The following is a 14,020-nucleotide window of genomic DNA, read 5'->3' as shown; positions in this document are numbered from 1 at the left end:
ATTCTACCAATAAAAAAACTTAACCGCGAAGCAAGAGCCGTACGCTCTCTCACTTACACGGTTAAGTTTACACTCCCATGTATGATAACTAGCGTTCTCTTTTATTCCATTTATACCTCTTTTAAATGCAAGAGCTCTCTCAGAAACTTCAATTTTATAAAGTATCTCCTCTAGAATCCATCTTTGAACTAATTTTAAGGATAATGTTGGACTATTTATTTGCCTTGTTGTTCCGTTTTTTTAGGAATTTCAAAACTTTTATAATATTTATTTGAATGATTTGATAATAAGTAAATCATCTTTTTACTAATACCCAAAGTATTTGTTAGAGCATCAAAATCATTAATTACAGGTAGCTTTAATGATTTTAAAATAAACGTGTTAATAAAATCTTTTTTCACTTTAGCATCGCTTCCCTTACCATTAGTCTTTTTTTGAAATTAAGAGATTGAGTTCACAATTGTGGAGTTAATCTCTTAATTTTAAAAATCATACTTAGCTTTAAACCACAGGATCCGAACCGTCTCCCATTACTTGCTCCATAGAAATTAAAGGTGCACCTTCTATGAAACTCATAATAACATCTAAGGGAAGCGAGCTAATTATAATATTGCTCTTTAATAATACCAAATCTTATCTTATCGTACAACTTAGTGCGGTTAGGCATTTCTACACTATTAAGCAAATCATTTGTATTTTTGTATCCCTTTTCAGTTAAAGAAAAACGAGTGTCTCCCTGCACCACATGTTTATTTAAATATTTATCTTTGTGAAGTAATTTTAAGGAAGCCCTATAAGTAGTATTAAAGTCCTTAACTTCATATTCGTTCTTTTCCATCAAATAACTTATTAAATCAACAATTTTGTCTGAGGAAAGATCTTTATAGAAATATAATAATAAAGGGATAAAATAATACATTCCGATAATGGTGTTTAAAGCTTTATTATTGGAGGATCTATTACTAATAATTTCTTCTCTTTTACTTCTATTTATATTAAATCTTTTATTTAGGTCTCTTTCTAAAGTGGTTATATCGTTCTCATTATAAAACAATACATTTTTCTTACTTATTTTTTGTAAAATTTTTATAGGCCCTAACATAATGAAACTATTATCTCTTTTTCGTTTTTCATCAATAACTGCTACCACTTTATTTACAGTCTTACCATTGTTTGTAAATGCACCCAACTCAACTAAAGAACCTGCACTTTCACAAACAATACATATAATATCACTGTTATCTGCTAGAAACCCTTCCAAGCTTAATAAGTCGTAGTTTTTATACTTATTTAACATTTCTATAAACATATCTTCAGGATAAAGGATTCTTATGTTTGAATATTTTTTCATTTCATCCCTTACTTGATCTCTAATAGATTTTTTAACTAAGCTGCTTGCCCCTCCACATAGAAATACATCAACATAATTTTGATTTATCTTGTAGAATATTTTTTCATAAATATCATGCACTGTCCCTTTTGTAATATTATCAATTTTATAAGTCATTAAAATCACCGTTTTTTAATAATAATATTATTATTATAGCAATGTTTACCAGACAAACAATACTTTCAACTAGGCAAAACTATAATTTCCCGTACAACTTAAAGGGAATTCTTTAAGAACTGACAAGGGGACTAATCCTACAAGATTCAATTAACATTAAAAAAGTTGCATACGCTTACTCTATAAAAGTAGAGGAGATATATTTTAGAGTTGCTATAATCTTATTATTAGGATGATTAGGAGGATTAGAGTATTATATCGATGGTTCAACAAAGCACAATCGGATAGTGAACTGCCCCCTGTCAAGTAGACAGTGGAAATAATAAAATTACTTAGGCGGCTTTAGCTCTATATTCCATAGGGCTAAAGCCGTTCAGTCTTTCTTGATATCTGTCATAATTATAGAAATGTATGTACTCATCTATCGCATTAGAAAGTTCTTTATATGTCTCGTATTTTTCTAAGTAATACTTTTCGCTTTTGAGTGTTCCCCAAAAAGATTCCATTGGACCATTGTCAATACATCTTCCGACCTTGGACATGCTTTGAGTCATCTTTGCCTTTTCTATTCTTCGTTTAAACCCTTGATGTGTATATTGAAATCCCCAGTCACTATGAATTAGGGGACGATCTGTACCCAAAAGGGCTATAGCCAGATCAATTGTCTTAAATACTAGCTTATTATTGTTTGAGTAACCTAAAACATAACTAACTATTGATCCGTCATATAAATCCCGAATTGCACTTAAATAGGCCTTTTTAGACTCCCCATACTTAAGTTCAGTAACATCTGTAACCCATTTCTCATTCGGTTTGTCGGCCTTGAATTCACGGTTCATCACATTTTCTGCAATGTGATGAGAGAAGGAATGTTTGTAACGATTCTTCTTTTTTCGAATGATACTTTTTATTCCAGCTATTTTCATCAGCCTATAGATTCGCTTATGGTTGAAGTTCTTTTCCAATTTGCGATTTATATTCAAAGTCATTCGACGGTAACCAAAAATACCTTTAACTTTTTCGTGAAGGGTGTTCATTTCTTTAATGATTTTTTCATTTTGACGTTTATGCAATGCGGACAGTTTTAAATCCTTAGAGTATCTTTTCCAGTCGAGGATTCTTTAAGACCTTCTAAACCATATTTTTCAAAATTATATTTACATTCCATAATGGTGGTATTGGCTACCTTTTCAAAATCCTCTAGCTATCCTAATATTTCATTGTGATAAAACCAACCAGGCTAGACCGCTATCAGGCTTTATTTTAAAGATCATGTTGAAAATAATAAGTATTTACAGGAAGCACACTTATTAATTAAAAGAAAATGTTACTAATATCAATTCATAAATGGTTAAATTAAAGGCCATTAAAGAAAACGGGACAGTCAATAATTTTGTGTAAATGAGTTTCCAACCTTTTCGGATAGATCGTCACTCTGGATTTAAAATACACTTGTTCGAAGGATCGATTTTGATGTTTTGGAAAGGGCTAGCCCTTTCCAAAACATCAAAATTCCGCGCTGGCGCATCTTACTCTTTCGTCTCATGAATTGTTCAAACATCGCCTCTAACGTTGCTCGGGCCTGATTAAATCCAATGTGGCAACGTGTGGCGAAACGTTGGTTGTATTCTTCAAATTGCGTCACTAAGAAGCGTTCCAGAGATTCTTCGTTCGGGAACTGTTCCTTGCGCTTTGTATATTTCTTGATTGTTTTGTTAAACGACTCAATCAAATTTGTCGAGTAGATGCTTCGCCAAATGACTTTTGGAAATGTATAGAACGTCAGTAAATATGGGTTTTCTCGCAGATTTTTCACGACCTTTGGGTACGCATTTTTCCACGTTTCACAAAAGTTTTCAAGTGCTTTTTGCCCGTCCTCTAAACTCGATGCCTAATGAATTTTCTTGAAATCATCGCAGATCGTAGTTTGATCTTCTATACGCACTTTATGCGTGATATTGCGTGCAACATGGACTAAACAGACTTGATATTTCGCTTTTGGAAACACAGTAAAAATAGCGTCAGCCATCCCTTTTAGACCATCCGAACTAAACAGAAGGACCTCTTCACCGCCACGATCCTTCAGTTCTTCCAATAACTCATGCCAGTTATAAGCTGATTCTGTTGGCGCAACCGTGTAGACGAGCACCTCTTTAGAGCCGTCTTCACGAATCCCAACAGCGATATATACGGCTTCTTTAGACACGGTATCACGGCGCACCGCAATGTATGTCGCATCCAAATACACGCATACATAGCGCTGATGTAACGAACGGTTATTGAATGCTTTAACCGTTTCGGCAACAGTCTTCGTCATGTTCGAAATCGTTTGTGGTGTGTAATGATGCCCGTACATTTTTTCAATTAAACTAGCGATTTCAGTCACTGTGATGCCTTTTTGCACAAATGAATGACGGTTGCTTCAAGCGTATCGTTTGAGCGCTTATATGGAGCCACGGTCTGTTGTTTAAACTCGCCATTACGATCACGTGGAATTTGGATATTTAGGTCACCAAACTCGGTGTGTAACTTACGAGAATAAGAACCATTGCGCGAATTACCTGAGTTAAAGCCGATACGATCGTATTTTTCGTAATCTAAAAAAGTTCTGTCGCAAGCAACGTATTCACTGCCGTTTCTAAATGCGTACGAAAAACCTCGGTGATATCTTGTTTTTTGACTAGTGCATCGACAATTTCTGTTGTAAACTGATTCATAGGGAAGACCTCTTTTCTGTGAATTTTGTGTGGTAACTCAATTCTATCAAGAAAAGGTCTTCCTTTTTTGTCATTCTATTCATTTACACAAAATATTTTATACTCTCGATATTTTAGGTAAACAAGCTTGATACAATTAGTTTTAGACATTATTTTATACTTGTTTTTGAATTTAATACTTTTCTGTGTAGCTTTTAGGAGGTTTGTATGGAGCGAAATAACAAGCTGGCATTAATTGTTGCATACTATATATCCAAGTTCGATACCAAAGCCTTAGAAGGTTTGGGTATTCATCCATGTCTGAAGCATACAGTCAGATAGCAAAAACATTAAAGTCAAACCAAATAAAGTAAAAAATATGAGGGGTGAATATGATCCTATTCATCCAAATAATCGAAAAGGTTAACATCAAAGGGAACTTAGACCGAGTCGGATTAAATGTTCTTGAAAAATACGGAGATTTAAGCGAAGACGCTCTTACATAAGTTAATAAAGGATATATTGAAGAATCAATCATTGGAAAATTTAATAATTTACGAAGACAGTATCAGCAGCAATGATAATGAGAAAAAAACAGGATTTATACGACCAGAGGAATAACAGAAAAAAGGGCTGAGGATCTATTTATAGAACTTTTTAATAAAGGCAAAATCTTGAGCTTTGAGGGAGAAATCATTGATATGGGGGAAGTTGGTTGCAGGTATGATTTCAAGTTATCAACATCTCCAAATTATATGTTTGAGGTTAAAGGGCTACTAAAAAGAGGAGATAATTATATACTGGTGTTAATTAATAATATAGAACAAGAACCCGAAATAAACGTTATTCAAAATCCATACAGGCTTCTAAGCCCAACAAGAAATATATATGAGACAATTGCTGTTAATTGGACACTAGACAGCAGCGAATTTTTAACTAACACAAAAGTAATTATAAGTAAGTTTAATCCAATAGCCAAACGTAAAGTTTTTATATTCCGGCAACCTTATTATTGGAGTTGTTGGCTGATATTGAGAATTTACAGAATTTTTAAACATCCAAAATTTCTATTTCTGATCTACTGTAACTCCTGTTTTCATTAATAATTGCAAAGGGCGCTTATGTTAAGCACCCAATTATTAGATGTTGTGTTTGTTCCATTGTTAATCGCTGGAGTTGAAAGCATTAAGCCTGTCGATGGCCGCGGATATGGCGGAGTGATCATAACTTCAACAAAAGAAAAAGGTATTGGAATATAAGCCAATACCTTCTGTGTCTCCAATACCTCTCAGAAAATTCCTGTCCATTTTCCTCATCAATCAAGATTGTAATAAGGTAATTCATGTCTACCTCTAACATAGTGGATAATCTGTATAACGCCTTTACACTTGGATTTTGTCTATCCGCATTTTCTAAATGATGTAAATAAATAGCATTTAATCCAGTTTTACAGGATAATTCTTTTAAACTCCAACCCTTTGCCAATCAAAGCGATTTTATTTTTTTGAAAATACCGTTTCAATCTGTTGCCCTACAGAAAAGGAAAGGAAAGGAAAAAGGACTAAAAGAATACTTTCTTAAATTTTATTATATAGAAATATCCTTAACAATTAATCATACGATTGGGATTTTTTTGATGACTTCGGTCGGATCTAGACTGATTTTTCACTCACACTTTTAGCAATTCTTTTGTTTCAACTTCAACACTGAATCCGATTCTCTTTAACTTGGCAATCAAATCCTCAGAAAAATCTTCTACCTTAGATTTATCAACAAAAATAGTTAAATTACTTCTGGCTCTTGAGCAACCTACATAAAAAAGTTTATACGCAGAAAGAACTCCATACACAGTACTTCCTTTAAAACATTTTTTTATGTTTGTAACATTAGGTTTTAGAAGGTATTTACTATAAGGATCTTCACAAAGGTCTTTAAATAAAAAATTCCCCTCAAAGTGTTTGCATATTTGTTCTACCCTTGATTTTAGGTAAGTTGCATGTGTTTGATAGCTTTCTTTATTTAAATCCAATAGTTTACATTTTAAATGGCTAATTGTATCTTCAATCCATTTATTATACTCATAATAAAAAGATTCTAAGGAATCTAACGTTAGTTCCTTAATAGTCCATAGTTTTAAAAACTTATGCATATGAACCACTGGTGTTCTAAAAGAATCTTCTGCAATAAAAAATACAGTGTTATGACTTTCTCCTTTTACACCGTGCTGTGTTGAGACTTTTGGGTTTTTCAAATAATTAGACAATACCTCGAATTCTTGTAATTTAACTTTTAAAACTTCAATGTATTCATCCTCTATATTATCTAAATAGCTTTTTTTAAAAAGATTGAATCCCTTTAATAATGTTAAAAATTCATTTATTGAATCTTCTTTTTTATAAGCGTCATATACTTGATTTAAAAGTTTACTTAAGTCAACTCTATCCTGATGACTAGTAATTGTGCCAATTTTACTATCAAATATTTTTCGATTCGATTTGAAAGTTTGAATTATACTTCCAAGATTAAAATTCTTGTAATGATCTAGCATATTTTCTACTACAAAAAGTAAGTTTAAAAGAGGATCTGCATTTTCATTAGTATTATCAGATAAGACGTCAATAGCACTTAGTTGTTTTACGTGTGAGTATCTATCCAGTCTATTAAATTGTCTATACAATTCACCTGCACCTATCGAATCGAATCTTTGTTGGTTTAATAAAAATAACAATAAAGCATCTGGATAAATTAAATGCTCCCTTTTTAGTCTTTCTTGAATGTTATCGCACATTACTACTCTTGGTGGATGGTCTGGTTTAATGACTCGGTTTCTTTCCGATGGGTTTTGTTCGAATTCCTGATTATTATATATATTATTTAATACTGAAACGATTTCTGGAATTGAGCGGTGATTAGTCTCTAATTTAATATCAGTATTTAGAGTTTTTAATTCCTCCTCAAATGCCCCATCATAGTTTTTGTATATTTGTTGCATCTTGTCACCAAGAAAATAGAGGCTTGATTTTGTATTGAGACATGCCTCATAAAACATTTTTAATACACTAGATGTGGAGTCTTGGTACTCATCGATAAAAATCAATTGATACTTTTGTGTTAACCTCATCTTAATCTTTGGAAACTTATCGAATGTCTTTTCTGCAAAAAAAATCAAACTATCGTGAGATAATCCCCCTTTGTAAAGATGATTGTTCGAAGATTCATTATAATAAATAGTACTTATATTAGCTTTTATCACTTCTATCGATAAACACCCATACTTATCGATATACTTTTGGTTTCTTGTTGATATATGTTCTTTCTCTTCCCTATTCTCTATATTTTCTCTGATTAGATCCTCAAATATTTCAAAGTATAAATCTATCATTTCATTCTTGCAAAAATAAATTCTTAAAAATTTGTGAAGAAATGAATGAATTGTACTTATATCAATCCCTTCTTCGTTTAAACCTTTCGTTAGCTCTTCTGCAGCTCTCTTTGTATAAGTAATACATAATATATTATCCGAAGGATGTTTTATCTTATGCTTAATAATCATTGATTTTATTTTTGTTGTTTTGCCACTACCTGCTGGTGCATTAACGAGAAAGATATTATCTACTATTTTTGCAGCCATTCTAATCCCTCCTTAATATAATTGGGAAGCATCTTTTCTATCAGACCCTTTAGAATAACTGAATACATAAAATCAGTCTTTTTATTTTCTGTATGTTTAACAATATCTCTAATACTGTATTTTTCGTCTGTGTTTGAATCATCTCTTTTTGGTTTAACAGGATTTGGAACAGTATAAATAAGTTTATCGGCAATTCTTTGTTGAATCCAAAAATTTCTATCTTTTTTTTCCAGCACATTAAATTTGTAAAATTTCGATAGCATAGCTTCCTCTAAAGTCCGAGCATACTGCTCGGTTTCACCTTGAAAACTCACTAGAGCTAGTCCCCCGAATAACTCATTCTCACCTTTTTCTTTCCATTTATACAAATCTAGTACTGTTGGAGACTTTTTTCCTTTTGACTCACCATAATAGCTGTTAATTGTTGCATTTGTTGTTTCAGACTCTTCTACTGCTTCTACAGTTGCTGCATCTTTTTTGTAATCTAGATCAGTTAAAATAAGGGTTTTTATTTTTAGGAAATTAATTACCTTACTATATTTATGAGCGTAAGCCCCGCCAACCTGAACATATGCTATATACTTTTGATTAAGTTCTTCATATGTATCTAAAGTCAATAACTTTCTTATAAGCAATCTTTCTGTATCACCCTCATAAAGAATAACTCTATCTGCAAAAACAATGTCGGAAAAACCAATTTCATAAAACCAATCATAAAATGTATCTAAAGTAGTATCACCACTCAAGCTTTTTTTAAACGTCGAAAAGTCATAAATTTTACTTTCTAAATGATTTAATGGTCGTGAAACTCTGAGATTTTTCATTTCTGTTATGCGCACCATTTCTCCAGAATGAGTAGTTATTAAGCCCTGTATTTTCTTTTGAAGATAGTAATCTTTTAAATATTTCCCAAAGATCCTTTGCATTTGGGGGTGCATATGTGATTCGGGCTCCTCAATTACAAATAGGTTGACTAATAGTGGATCAATTCTTCTTTTATATGTTTCTAACTGTAGAAGTATATAAATCATATTGCTATAGCCTAATCCTTGAGAAGCTTCATTAAGGACATAACCTTCATATTGATATTTAGTGTTAGTTATTTGATTAAGAAGCGAAGTTATTGTTTCTTCGTTAATATCTATATTAAGAATCATACTACCTGTATTACCACCACTTGCTTTAGCAATAGTTTTAATCGCATTGCTAAGACCTGTAACCGAAGCAGCTCTTACCTCATCAATAATTTTCGCATCTTGTATAGGACTGAGTATTTGATCTGGCAAGTCCTCTAGTAAAGCACCTAATTTTTCATTGTGAGTTGCGAGCTCAACCATGTTTTTACTCAGACTTTTAAAGTTACCATTACTCTGATCATCGAGTGGTCTACCTGCATTAATGTATTTAAAATTAAAAAGTCTCCTAAAAGTTGAAACTTCAATCTCTACTTTATCTAAATAATTGCTATCGCTAAAATAACACTTTTCAAGGATACTTGCTTCATAAATAGACAATATTACCTCTTTAAATTGCTCAACCTTAGAAGTTGGATCTTCCAAGGATTGAATTTTCTTGTATCTTGCATACAATTTTTTATAATTATCTTCCAATGCTTGTCCGAAGGATATATTAGTTGGCTGAAAGGAATATTCAAAATAGAAGCTTTTATTATTCGGATTCAAATCCATAATAAAATCGGCAAACTTCCTAATATCATCGTTTTCATAATAATCTATTTTAAATCGTATTGACGTCGCAGGTATGATTAAATCACATTTTAAACTAGATGATTCAGTACTAAATAGCTTACTTACAATTCTCTCTACTGTAGATAATTTATCCTCGTATTTACTAAAGCAGCATATGAATGTATCATACACTTCATCAACCCATTGCTTTGATAAGCTTACTGGAATGTCCGAAATATAAAATGGTGTTTTGCCGTTTTGCATGATAGAAGCAATTAAATTAATCATAGAAGTCTTACCACTATTATTGGCACCAGCAAGCAAAGTAATGTCGTCAGCCATTGAGAATGATTCATTTTTAAACTTCCTATAATTTTGTATAGTTATTTCTTTTAAAAGCAATACAAAAACCCCCAACTATGTCATTGTTAATGTTCCAAGCACTGATACAAAAGACTAGTTTTTGATTTTCCAATTTTATGATATCTAAGTATATTTTACCAGAAACTCACTGGTTTAATATAGGTTAAAATAATCACCAAGGTGAGTTTTTAAAAAGTAAAAAAGGACTAATAGACGGAATCTATTAATCCTTTTATAACAATATGAAAATCCCCTTCGGAATTAGTTCAATATACGCTTTCAAATATTAATTAACTTTCATCCAATTTAGCAACTGTAATACCTCTAATCCAGTTATCGGGATTACCAAACCTAGCTCAATGAGTTTGTAAAACACTTAAATATTCAAGTAGATATTTATTGAAGCGGATGTAAAAACTATGTACTTGAAATCGTATAAAAACATGGGACAACAGATAGTTTCGAGACAAATTTTGAAAAACTTATACCTTATTTCACTAGTGTTGCATACAATAGTTTCAAAATTTAGACACATCCGAAAAAGAAAAAATCCTTTATAATGGACGGATTGGTGATAGCCTGTCCAAATCCATTACAAAGGAAACCCTATGGACAAGCATACACTATTCACGTCATTTGGTAAATGGGTTAAGCCCCACAAGATCTATATACAAAGAAACCAACTACCACAAGGTATTGCTTTTGTTCCTGAATGCCAAGCTACAAAAACGCGAGGGGTTAAGGGCCATCAGCGACGATCTGATCATGAAGAGGAAGGACTTTCAAAAAGAATTGGGTTTGGATTCCATCAGTGCTTCACAGCTTTCCAGAAATAGACAGGTCGATCCCGTATGTCTCTTGCACATCTGGAAATCCCTGACACAGCGCATTCGCATGGTATCTTGCGGGCGAAAAAGGCACATTCCGAATGTAAAGTTTCTTGATTCATCGCCGATTCCACTCAGCCTCAACCTGTATGATTGGGCAACGTTTCGTTCGACCAAGTCAGGCCTTAAGCTCCATTTACTGGTTGAGTTTATCAATGAACAAGACATCCAGCCGGAAAAACTGGCAGTGACACCAGCTGAACGATCTGATGTGCTTGAAGCGCCACGATTTATCACAGAACTGGGTGTAACCTAATGTGATAGGTCGGGGATATGATGACTTCCAGCTGTTTGATCTGTGGTGCCATGATGATATTTTCTTTGCGACCAGGATGAAATCCAATACCGTCGTGGATATCAGGGACTTAATCTATGATGATCTGGAGCAAAACGGTTTCCGTGAATCCTTAGTCATCATAGGCTCAGCCCAAAAGAAAATGGAAAATCACTTAAGGCTGGTTGAATTTTATGATGATACCGGAAAACTGTATCAAATCGTCACCAACCGTTTTGACCTGTCGGCAAAGGATATTTCTGAACTCTATCGATCCCGTTGGCAAATTGAACTGATGTTCAAAAGGATGAAGCAGCATCTGCAGATAAACCATATCCATGGCCGAACGGAACAGTCTGCCTAGAACCAGCTTTATATTGCCATGATTGCCTACAGTCTGCTGTTGCTTCTTCGGTTGGAAACCAAGACCAAATGGACGTTATATCAAATGTTCACGAAGTTGAGGGCTTTGCTTTTTTCCGACTTTGATGAACTGTTGGAAATTCTTCAGCCTACATAAGGAAAAGTCGACCGTCCCTCCTGCCTCTGATACTAAACTTATATATTCTACCAAATGGACAGCGTCACCTTTGATTAAGGTTTGTCCTTTTGGCAAATTTGATGGACAACTTTGTTCGGAATAATGAGATAAATAACTTTAACTTTTAATGCAACGCTAGTGATTAGTAATGAAATAATTAAAAAATCTTTATATACATAATGATAAGATGAACTTTATAGGCGACTATCCCCTCTCAAACGACCAATTTCGTCTACTATTGCTTGTTGCTCACGCTCTAATAAGATAATAGTTTCAATTAATTCAGAAATTGCATCATCTAAAGTATATAGCCTATCTGAAAGTAAGTTATAAGTGACACTAAGCACTTTTTCTTCTATTTCTCCAAAAAGTAACTTCCTATTTAATTCTCTAACTAATAAATCTTCCGATGCTCTTTCCTTTATCATATAAATCCACCTCTTCCATACTCTTATGCGTAAAATATTTCATTGATTATAATATACGCTTATACGTAAAGTCAATAGATAGAGAGGGATTTAACATGAAAAAAGTTACACTACAGCTCAATCATTTATTACACAAGCATAACTTATCACTTACACAACTCCATGTTAAAACTGGTATTCGCCAAGCTGCATTAAGTGAATTGGCTAATGGAAAAAGGCAACGAATTCAATTGGAACATTTAAATAAAATTGTGAATGCATTAGATATACGTGATATGAATGAACTATTTCATATTGAAGAAGATAAAGAGTAGTTTTTATTATTGCTTATATAAACATTATTCTTACCACTATTTTACACCCATTAAACTGGGTAGATTAACACAAAAGAGCACTCGTTTTCCATAATCGGAATGAGTGCTTTTAATAAAATATCAAGAGTTAAAAACAATTTTCATTATAGTCCTTCAGTAGGCTCTTTACTTATCTTTTTTGCTACTTTCTTTACGGTCTCTACTTTATCGCTCATTAAATCAACAATTTTAACCTTTTCTAACTTTTCAGCTAACTCAATTTTCCTAGCTTTTTTAATAAACTTGTTTTCATCTAGAGCTTTAAAATACTCATCATACTTTTTATCATGGTAATGTAGGATACCATTTTTAATAATATCAGCAAAACTAAATTTAGGGTTATTTATATGCTCTAATCTTTCCTCAGCTTTAAGTCTGTTTTCCCATGTAGAGAAATATGACTCTAATCCTGTGATGGTACCTCAAGAGAATATTATTAGTGTATTTGATGATGGAGGATTTAGAGAATTACTCCTAACAAAAATGTTTGGACTTAAAAAGATGGCAGGAAGGCATGGAGATGATGGTTTTGATGAGGAAACAGGTAAACAGTATGAGCTTAAAATTGTAAATCTCATTGATACAAAGGGGGAGCTTAGATTTAGACTTGGAATTACAACTTGTCACCACGTTAATGATGAAATTATTTCAAGAAGCTGAAGACCTATCGGCTCCTCCCTACATAACATGGTTACTAACAACTCCCCAATCATACTTAGGGGATTATATTTTAAAGAAAGCAGCAACCTATTTGTGGTAAGGTTCTCCGTAATGAATCTAAATGAGGTATCGAGTGATTTTAGTGGTCTAGTCTTTTTTAAAGATAAAAAGGAATTAGAGATCTTTCAAACTATTTTAGAAAAAATTTTGTTTGTCAAAACTAATTATGTTAGTTAAAATAAAACTAACGTTATTAGTTAGATGAGGTGGTAAACAAATGAAGGTTGTTAAAGAAGGTTTTATTCATCAATTAAATTTTTACCCTACACTTTTTCCAGTTAGTTGTTACTTTGTAGAAGAAGAAAATGAACTAACTTTAGTAGATACTGCTCTGCCAAATTGCTATAAATCAATCATTGATACAGCTCAAAAAATTGGGAAGCCTTTAACACGAATTGTTTTAACACATGCTCACGGGGATCATATCGGCTCATTGGATAAACTAAAGGAGATGCTTCCTGACGTAATGGTTTATATTTCCAAAAGGGACGAACGCTTATTAAGAGGTGATCGCTCTTTAGATGAAAATGAAAATAAAACACCTATAAAAGGTGGAGTACCTAAGCCTGGAGAGATCAAAACACAGCCAGATGTGTTACTTCAAGAAGGAGATCGAATTGGCTCGCTGAAAGCGATCAGTACACCAGGCCATACCCCTGGCTCAATGTCTTTTATTGATGAACGAACGAAAGCAATCATTGCTGGAGATGCTTTTCAAACTCGAGGTGGAGTCTCAGTTTCCGGTCATACACAAGTTTTATTTCCTTTCCCGGCCATCGCGACTTGGAATAAGGAAGTTGCACTAAAAAGTGCAATAAAGATTAAAAATCAAAACCCCTCCCTTCTTGCAGTAGGACATGGAAAAATGCTCAAACAGCCTGGAAGTATAATTGAACTCGCTATTTCTAAGCTTGAGAAAACAATTAGTTGAA

11 protein-coding genes and 3 pseudogenes are annotated in these 14,020 nt (G+C 33.0%); 6 read left to right on the top strand and 8 right to left on the bottom strand.

The window, feature by feature from the left end:
• Window positions 1-215: 215 nt before the first annotated feature.
• From H9631_RS09000 to H9631_RS08985, 4 genes and pseudogenes are all read right to left on the bottom strand, one after another.
• Window positions 216-401 carry a hypothetical protein gene (locus tag H9631_RS09000; protein ID WP_191811957.1) on the bottom strand — a complete coding sequence of 62 codons (186 nt, stop codon included), beginning with the start codon at window positions 399-401 and terminating at the stop codon, window positions 216-218.
• Window positions 402-598: 197 nt separating this feature from the next.
• The gene (locus H9631_RS08995) at window positions 599-1,507 is read right to left on the bottom strand and encodes a retron St85 family effector protein (RefSeq protein ID WP_191811955.1); all 909 of its coding nucleotides are present in this window, start codon (window positions 1,505-1,507) and stop codon (window positions 599-601) included.
• Between the two features lie 332 nt (window positions 1,508-1,839).
• Window positions 1,840-2,580, bottom strand: a pseudogene (locus H9631_RS08990) (IS3 family transposase); the annotation flags it as partial.
• A 479-nt stretch (window positions 2,581-3,059) separates the two neighbouring features.
• Window positions 3,060-4,224: pseudogene (locus H9631_RS08985) on the bottom strand (IS256 family transposase); the annotation flags it as partial.
• Window positions 4,225-5,324: 1,100 nt separating this feature from the next.
• Between H9631_RS08985 and H9631_RS08980 the strand changes: the two are divergent.
• A pseudogene (locus H9631_RS08980) lies at window positions 5,325-5,429 on the top strand (permease); the annotation flags it as partial.
• Here the strand turns inward: H9631_RS08980 and H9631_RS22840 are convergent.
• The 3 genes from H9631_RS22840 to H9631_RS08965 form a co-directional block, all read right to left on the bottom strand.
• A complete protein-coding gene (locus tag H9631_RS22840; RefSeq protein ID WP_191811951.1) occupies window positions 5,425-5,688 on the bottom strand; it encodes a helix-turn-helix domain-containing protein in 264 nt (87 codons plus the stop codon). The pseudogene H9631_RS08980 and the gene H9631_RS22840 sit on opposite strands and share 5 nt — an antisense overlap.
• A 184-nt stretch (window positions 5,689-5,872) precedes the next feature.
• Entirely contained in the window at window positions 5,873-7,834 is a 1,962-nt protein-coding gene (locus tag H9631_RS08970; RefSeq protein WP_191811949.1) for a UvrD-helicase domain-containing protein, read from the bottom strand.
• The gene (locus H9631_RS08965) at window positions 7,819-9,924 is read right to left on the bottom strand and encodes an AAA family ATPase (protein WP_191811947.1); all 2,106 of its coding nucleotides are present in this window, start codon (window positions 9,922-9,924) and stop codon (window positions 7,819-7,821) included. Before H9631_RS08965 ends, H9631_RS08970 begins: the two co-directional genes overlap by 16 nt.
• A 726-nt stretch (window positions 9,925-10,650) precedes the next feature.
• Here H9631_RS08965 and H9631_RS08960 point away from each other — a divergent pair.
• The gene (locus tag H9631_RS08960) at window positions 10,651-11,028 is read left to right on the top strand and encodes a hypothetical protein (RefSeq protein ID WP_191811945.1); all 378 of its coding nucleotides are present in this window, start codon (window positions 10,651-10,653) and stop codon (window positions 11,026-11,028) included.
• Between the two features lies 1 nt (window position 11,029).
• On the top strand, window positions 11,030-11,410 hold the full coding sequence (locus tag H9631_RS08955) for a transposase (protein ID WP_191811943.1): 381 nt from the start codon (window positions 11,030-11,032) through the stop codon (window positions 11,408-11,410).
• A 371-nt stretch (window positions 11,411-11,781) separates the two neighbouring features.
• On the opposite strand, the gene H9631_RS08950 is transcribed toward H9631_RS08955, so the two are convergent.
• Window positions 11,782-12,015, bottom strand: coding sequence for a hypothetical protein (locus H9631_RS08950; protein ID WP_191811941.1), 234 nt, complete (start codon window positions 12,013-12,015; stop codon window positions 11,782-11,784).
• Between the two features lie 95 nt (window positions 12,016-12,110).
• Here H9631_RS08950 and H9631_RS08945 point away from each other — a divergent pair, with 95 nt between their 5' ends.
• The 3 genes from H9631_RS08945 to H9631_RS08935 all read left to right on the top strand — a co-directional run bounded on the left by H9631_RS08945 (window position 12,111) and on the right by H9631_RS08935 (window position 14,019).
• A complete protein-coding gene (locus H9631_RS08945; protein ID WP_191811939.1) occupies window positions 12,111-12,329 on the top strand; it encodes a helix-turn-helix domain-containing protein in 219 nt (72 codons plus the stop codon).
• A gap of 453 nt (window positions 12,330-12,782) precedes the next feature.
• The gene (locus H9631_RS08940; protein WP_225220953.1) at window positions 12,783-13,028 is read left to right on the top strand and encodes a PDDEXK family nuclease; all 246 of its coding nucleotides are present in this window, start codon (window positions 12,783-12,785) and stop codon (window positions 13,026-13,028) included.
• A gap of 277 nt (window positions 13,029-13,305) precedes the next feature.
• On the top strand, window positions 13,306-14,019 hold the full coding sequence (locus tag H9631_RS08935; RefSeq protein WP_191811937.1) for an MBL fold metallo-hydrolase: 714 nt from the start codon (window positions 13,306-13,308) through the stop codon (window positions 14,017-14,019).
• The last annotated feature ends 1 nt before the right edge of the window (window position 14,020 follow it).

This window comes from Bacillus norwichensis (assembly GCF_014836955.1).
GTDB lineage: Bacteria > Bacillota > Bacilli > Bacillales > Bacillaceae_C > Siminovitchia > Siminovitchia norwichensis.
The sequence above is the reverse complement of the archived record's forward strand: the minus strand, read 5'-3'. Positions and strand labels throughout refer to the sequence as shown.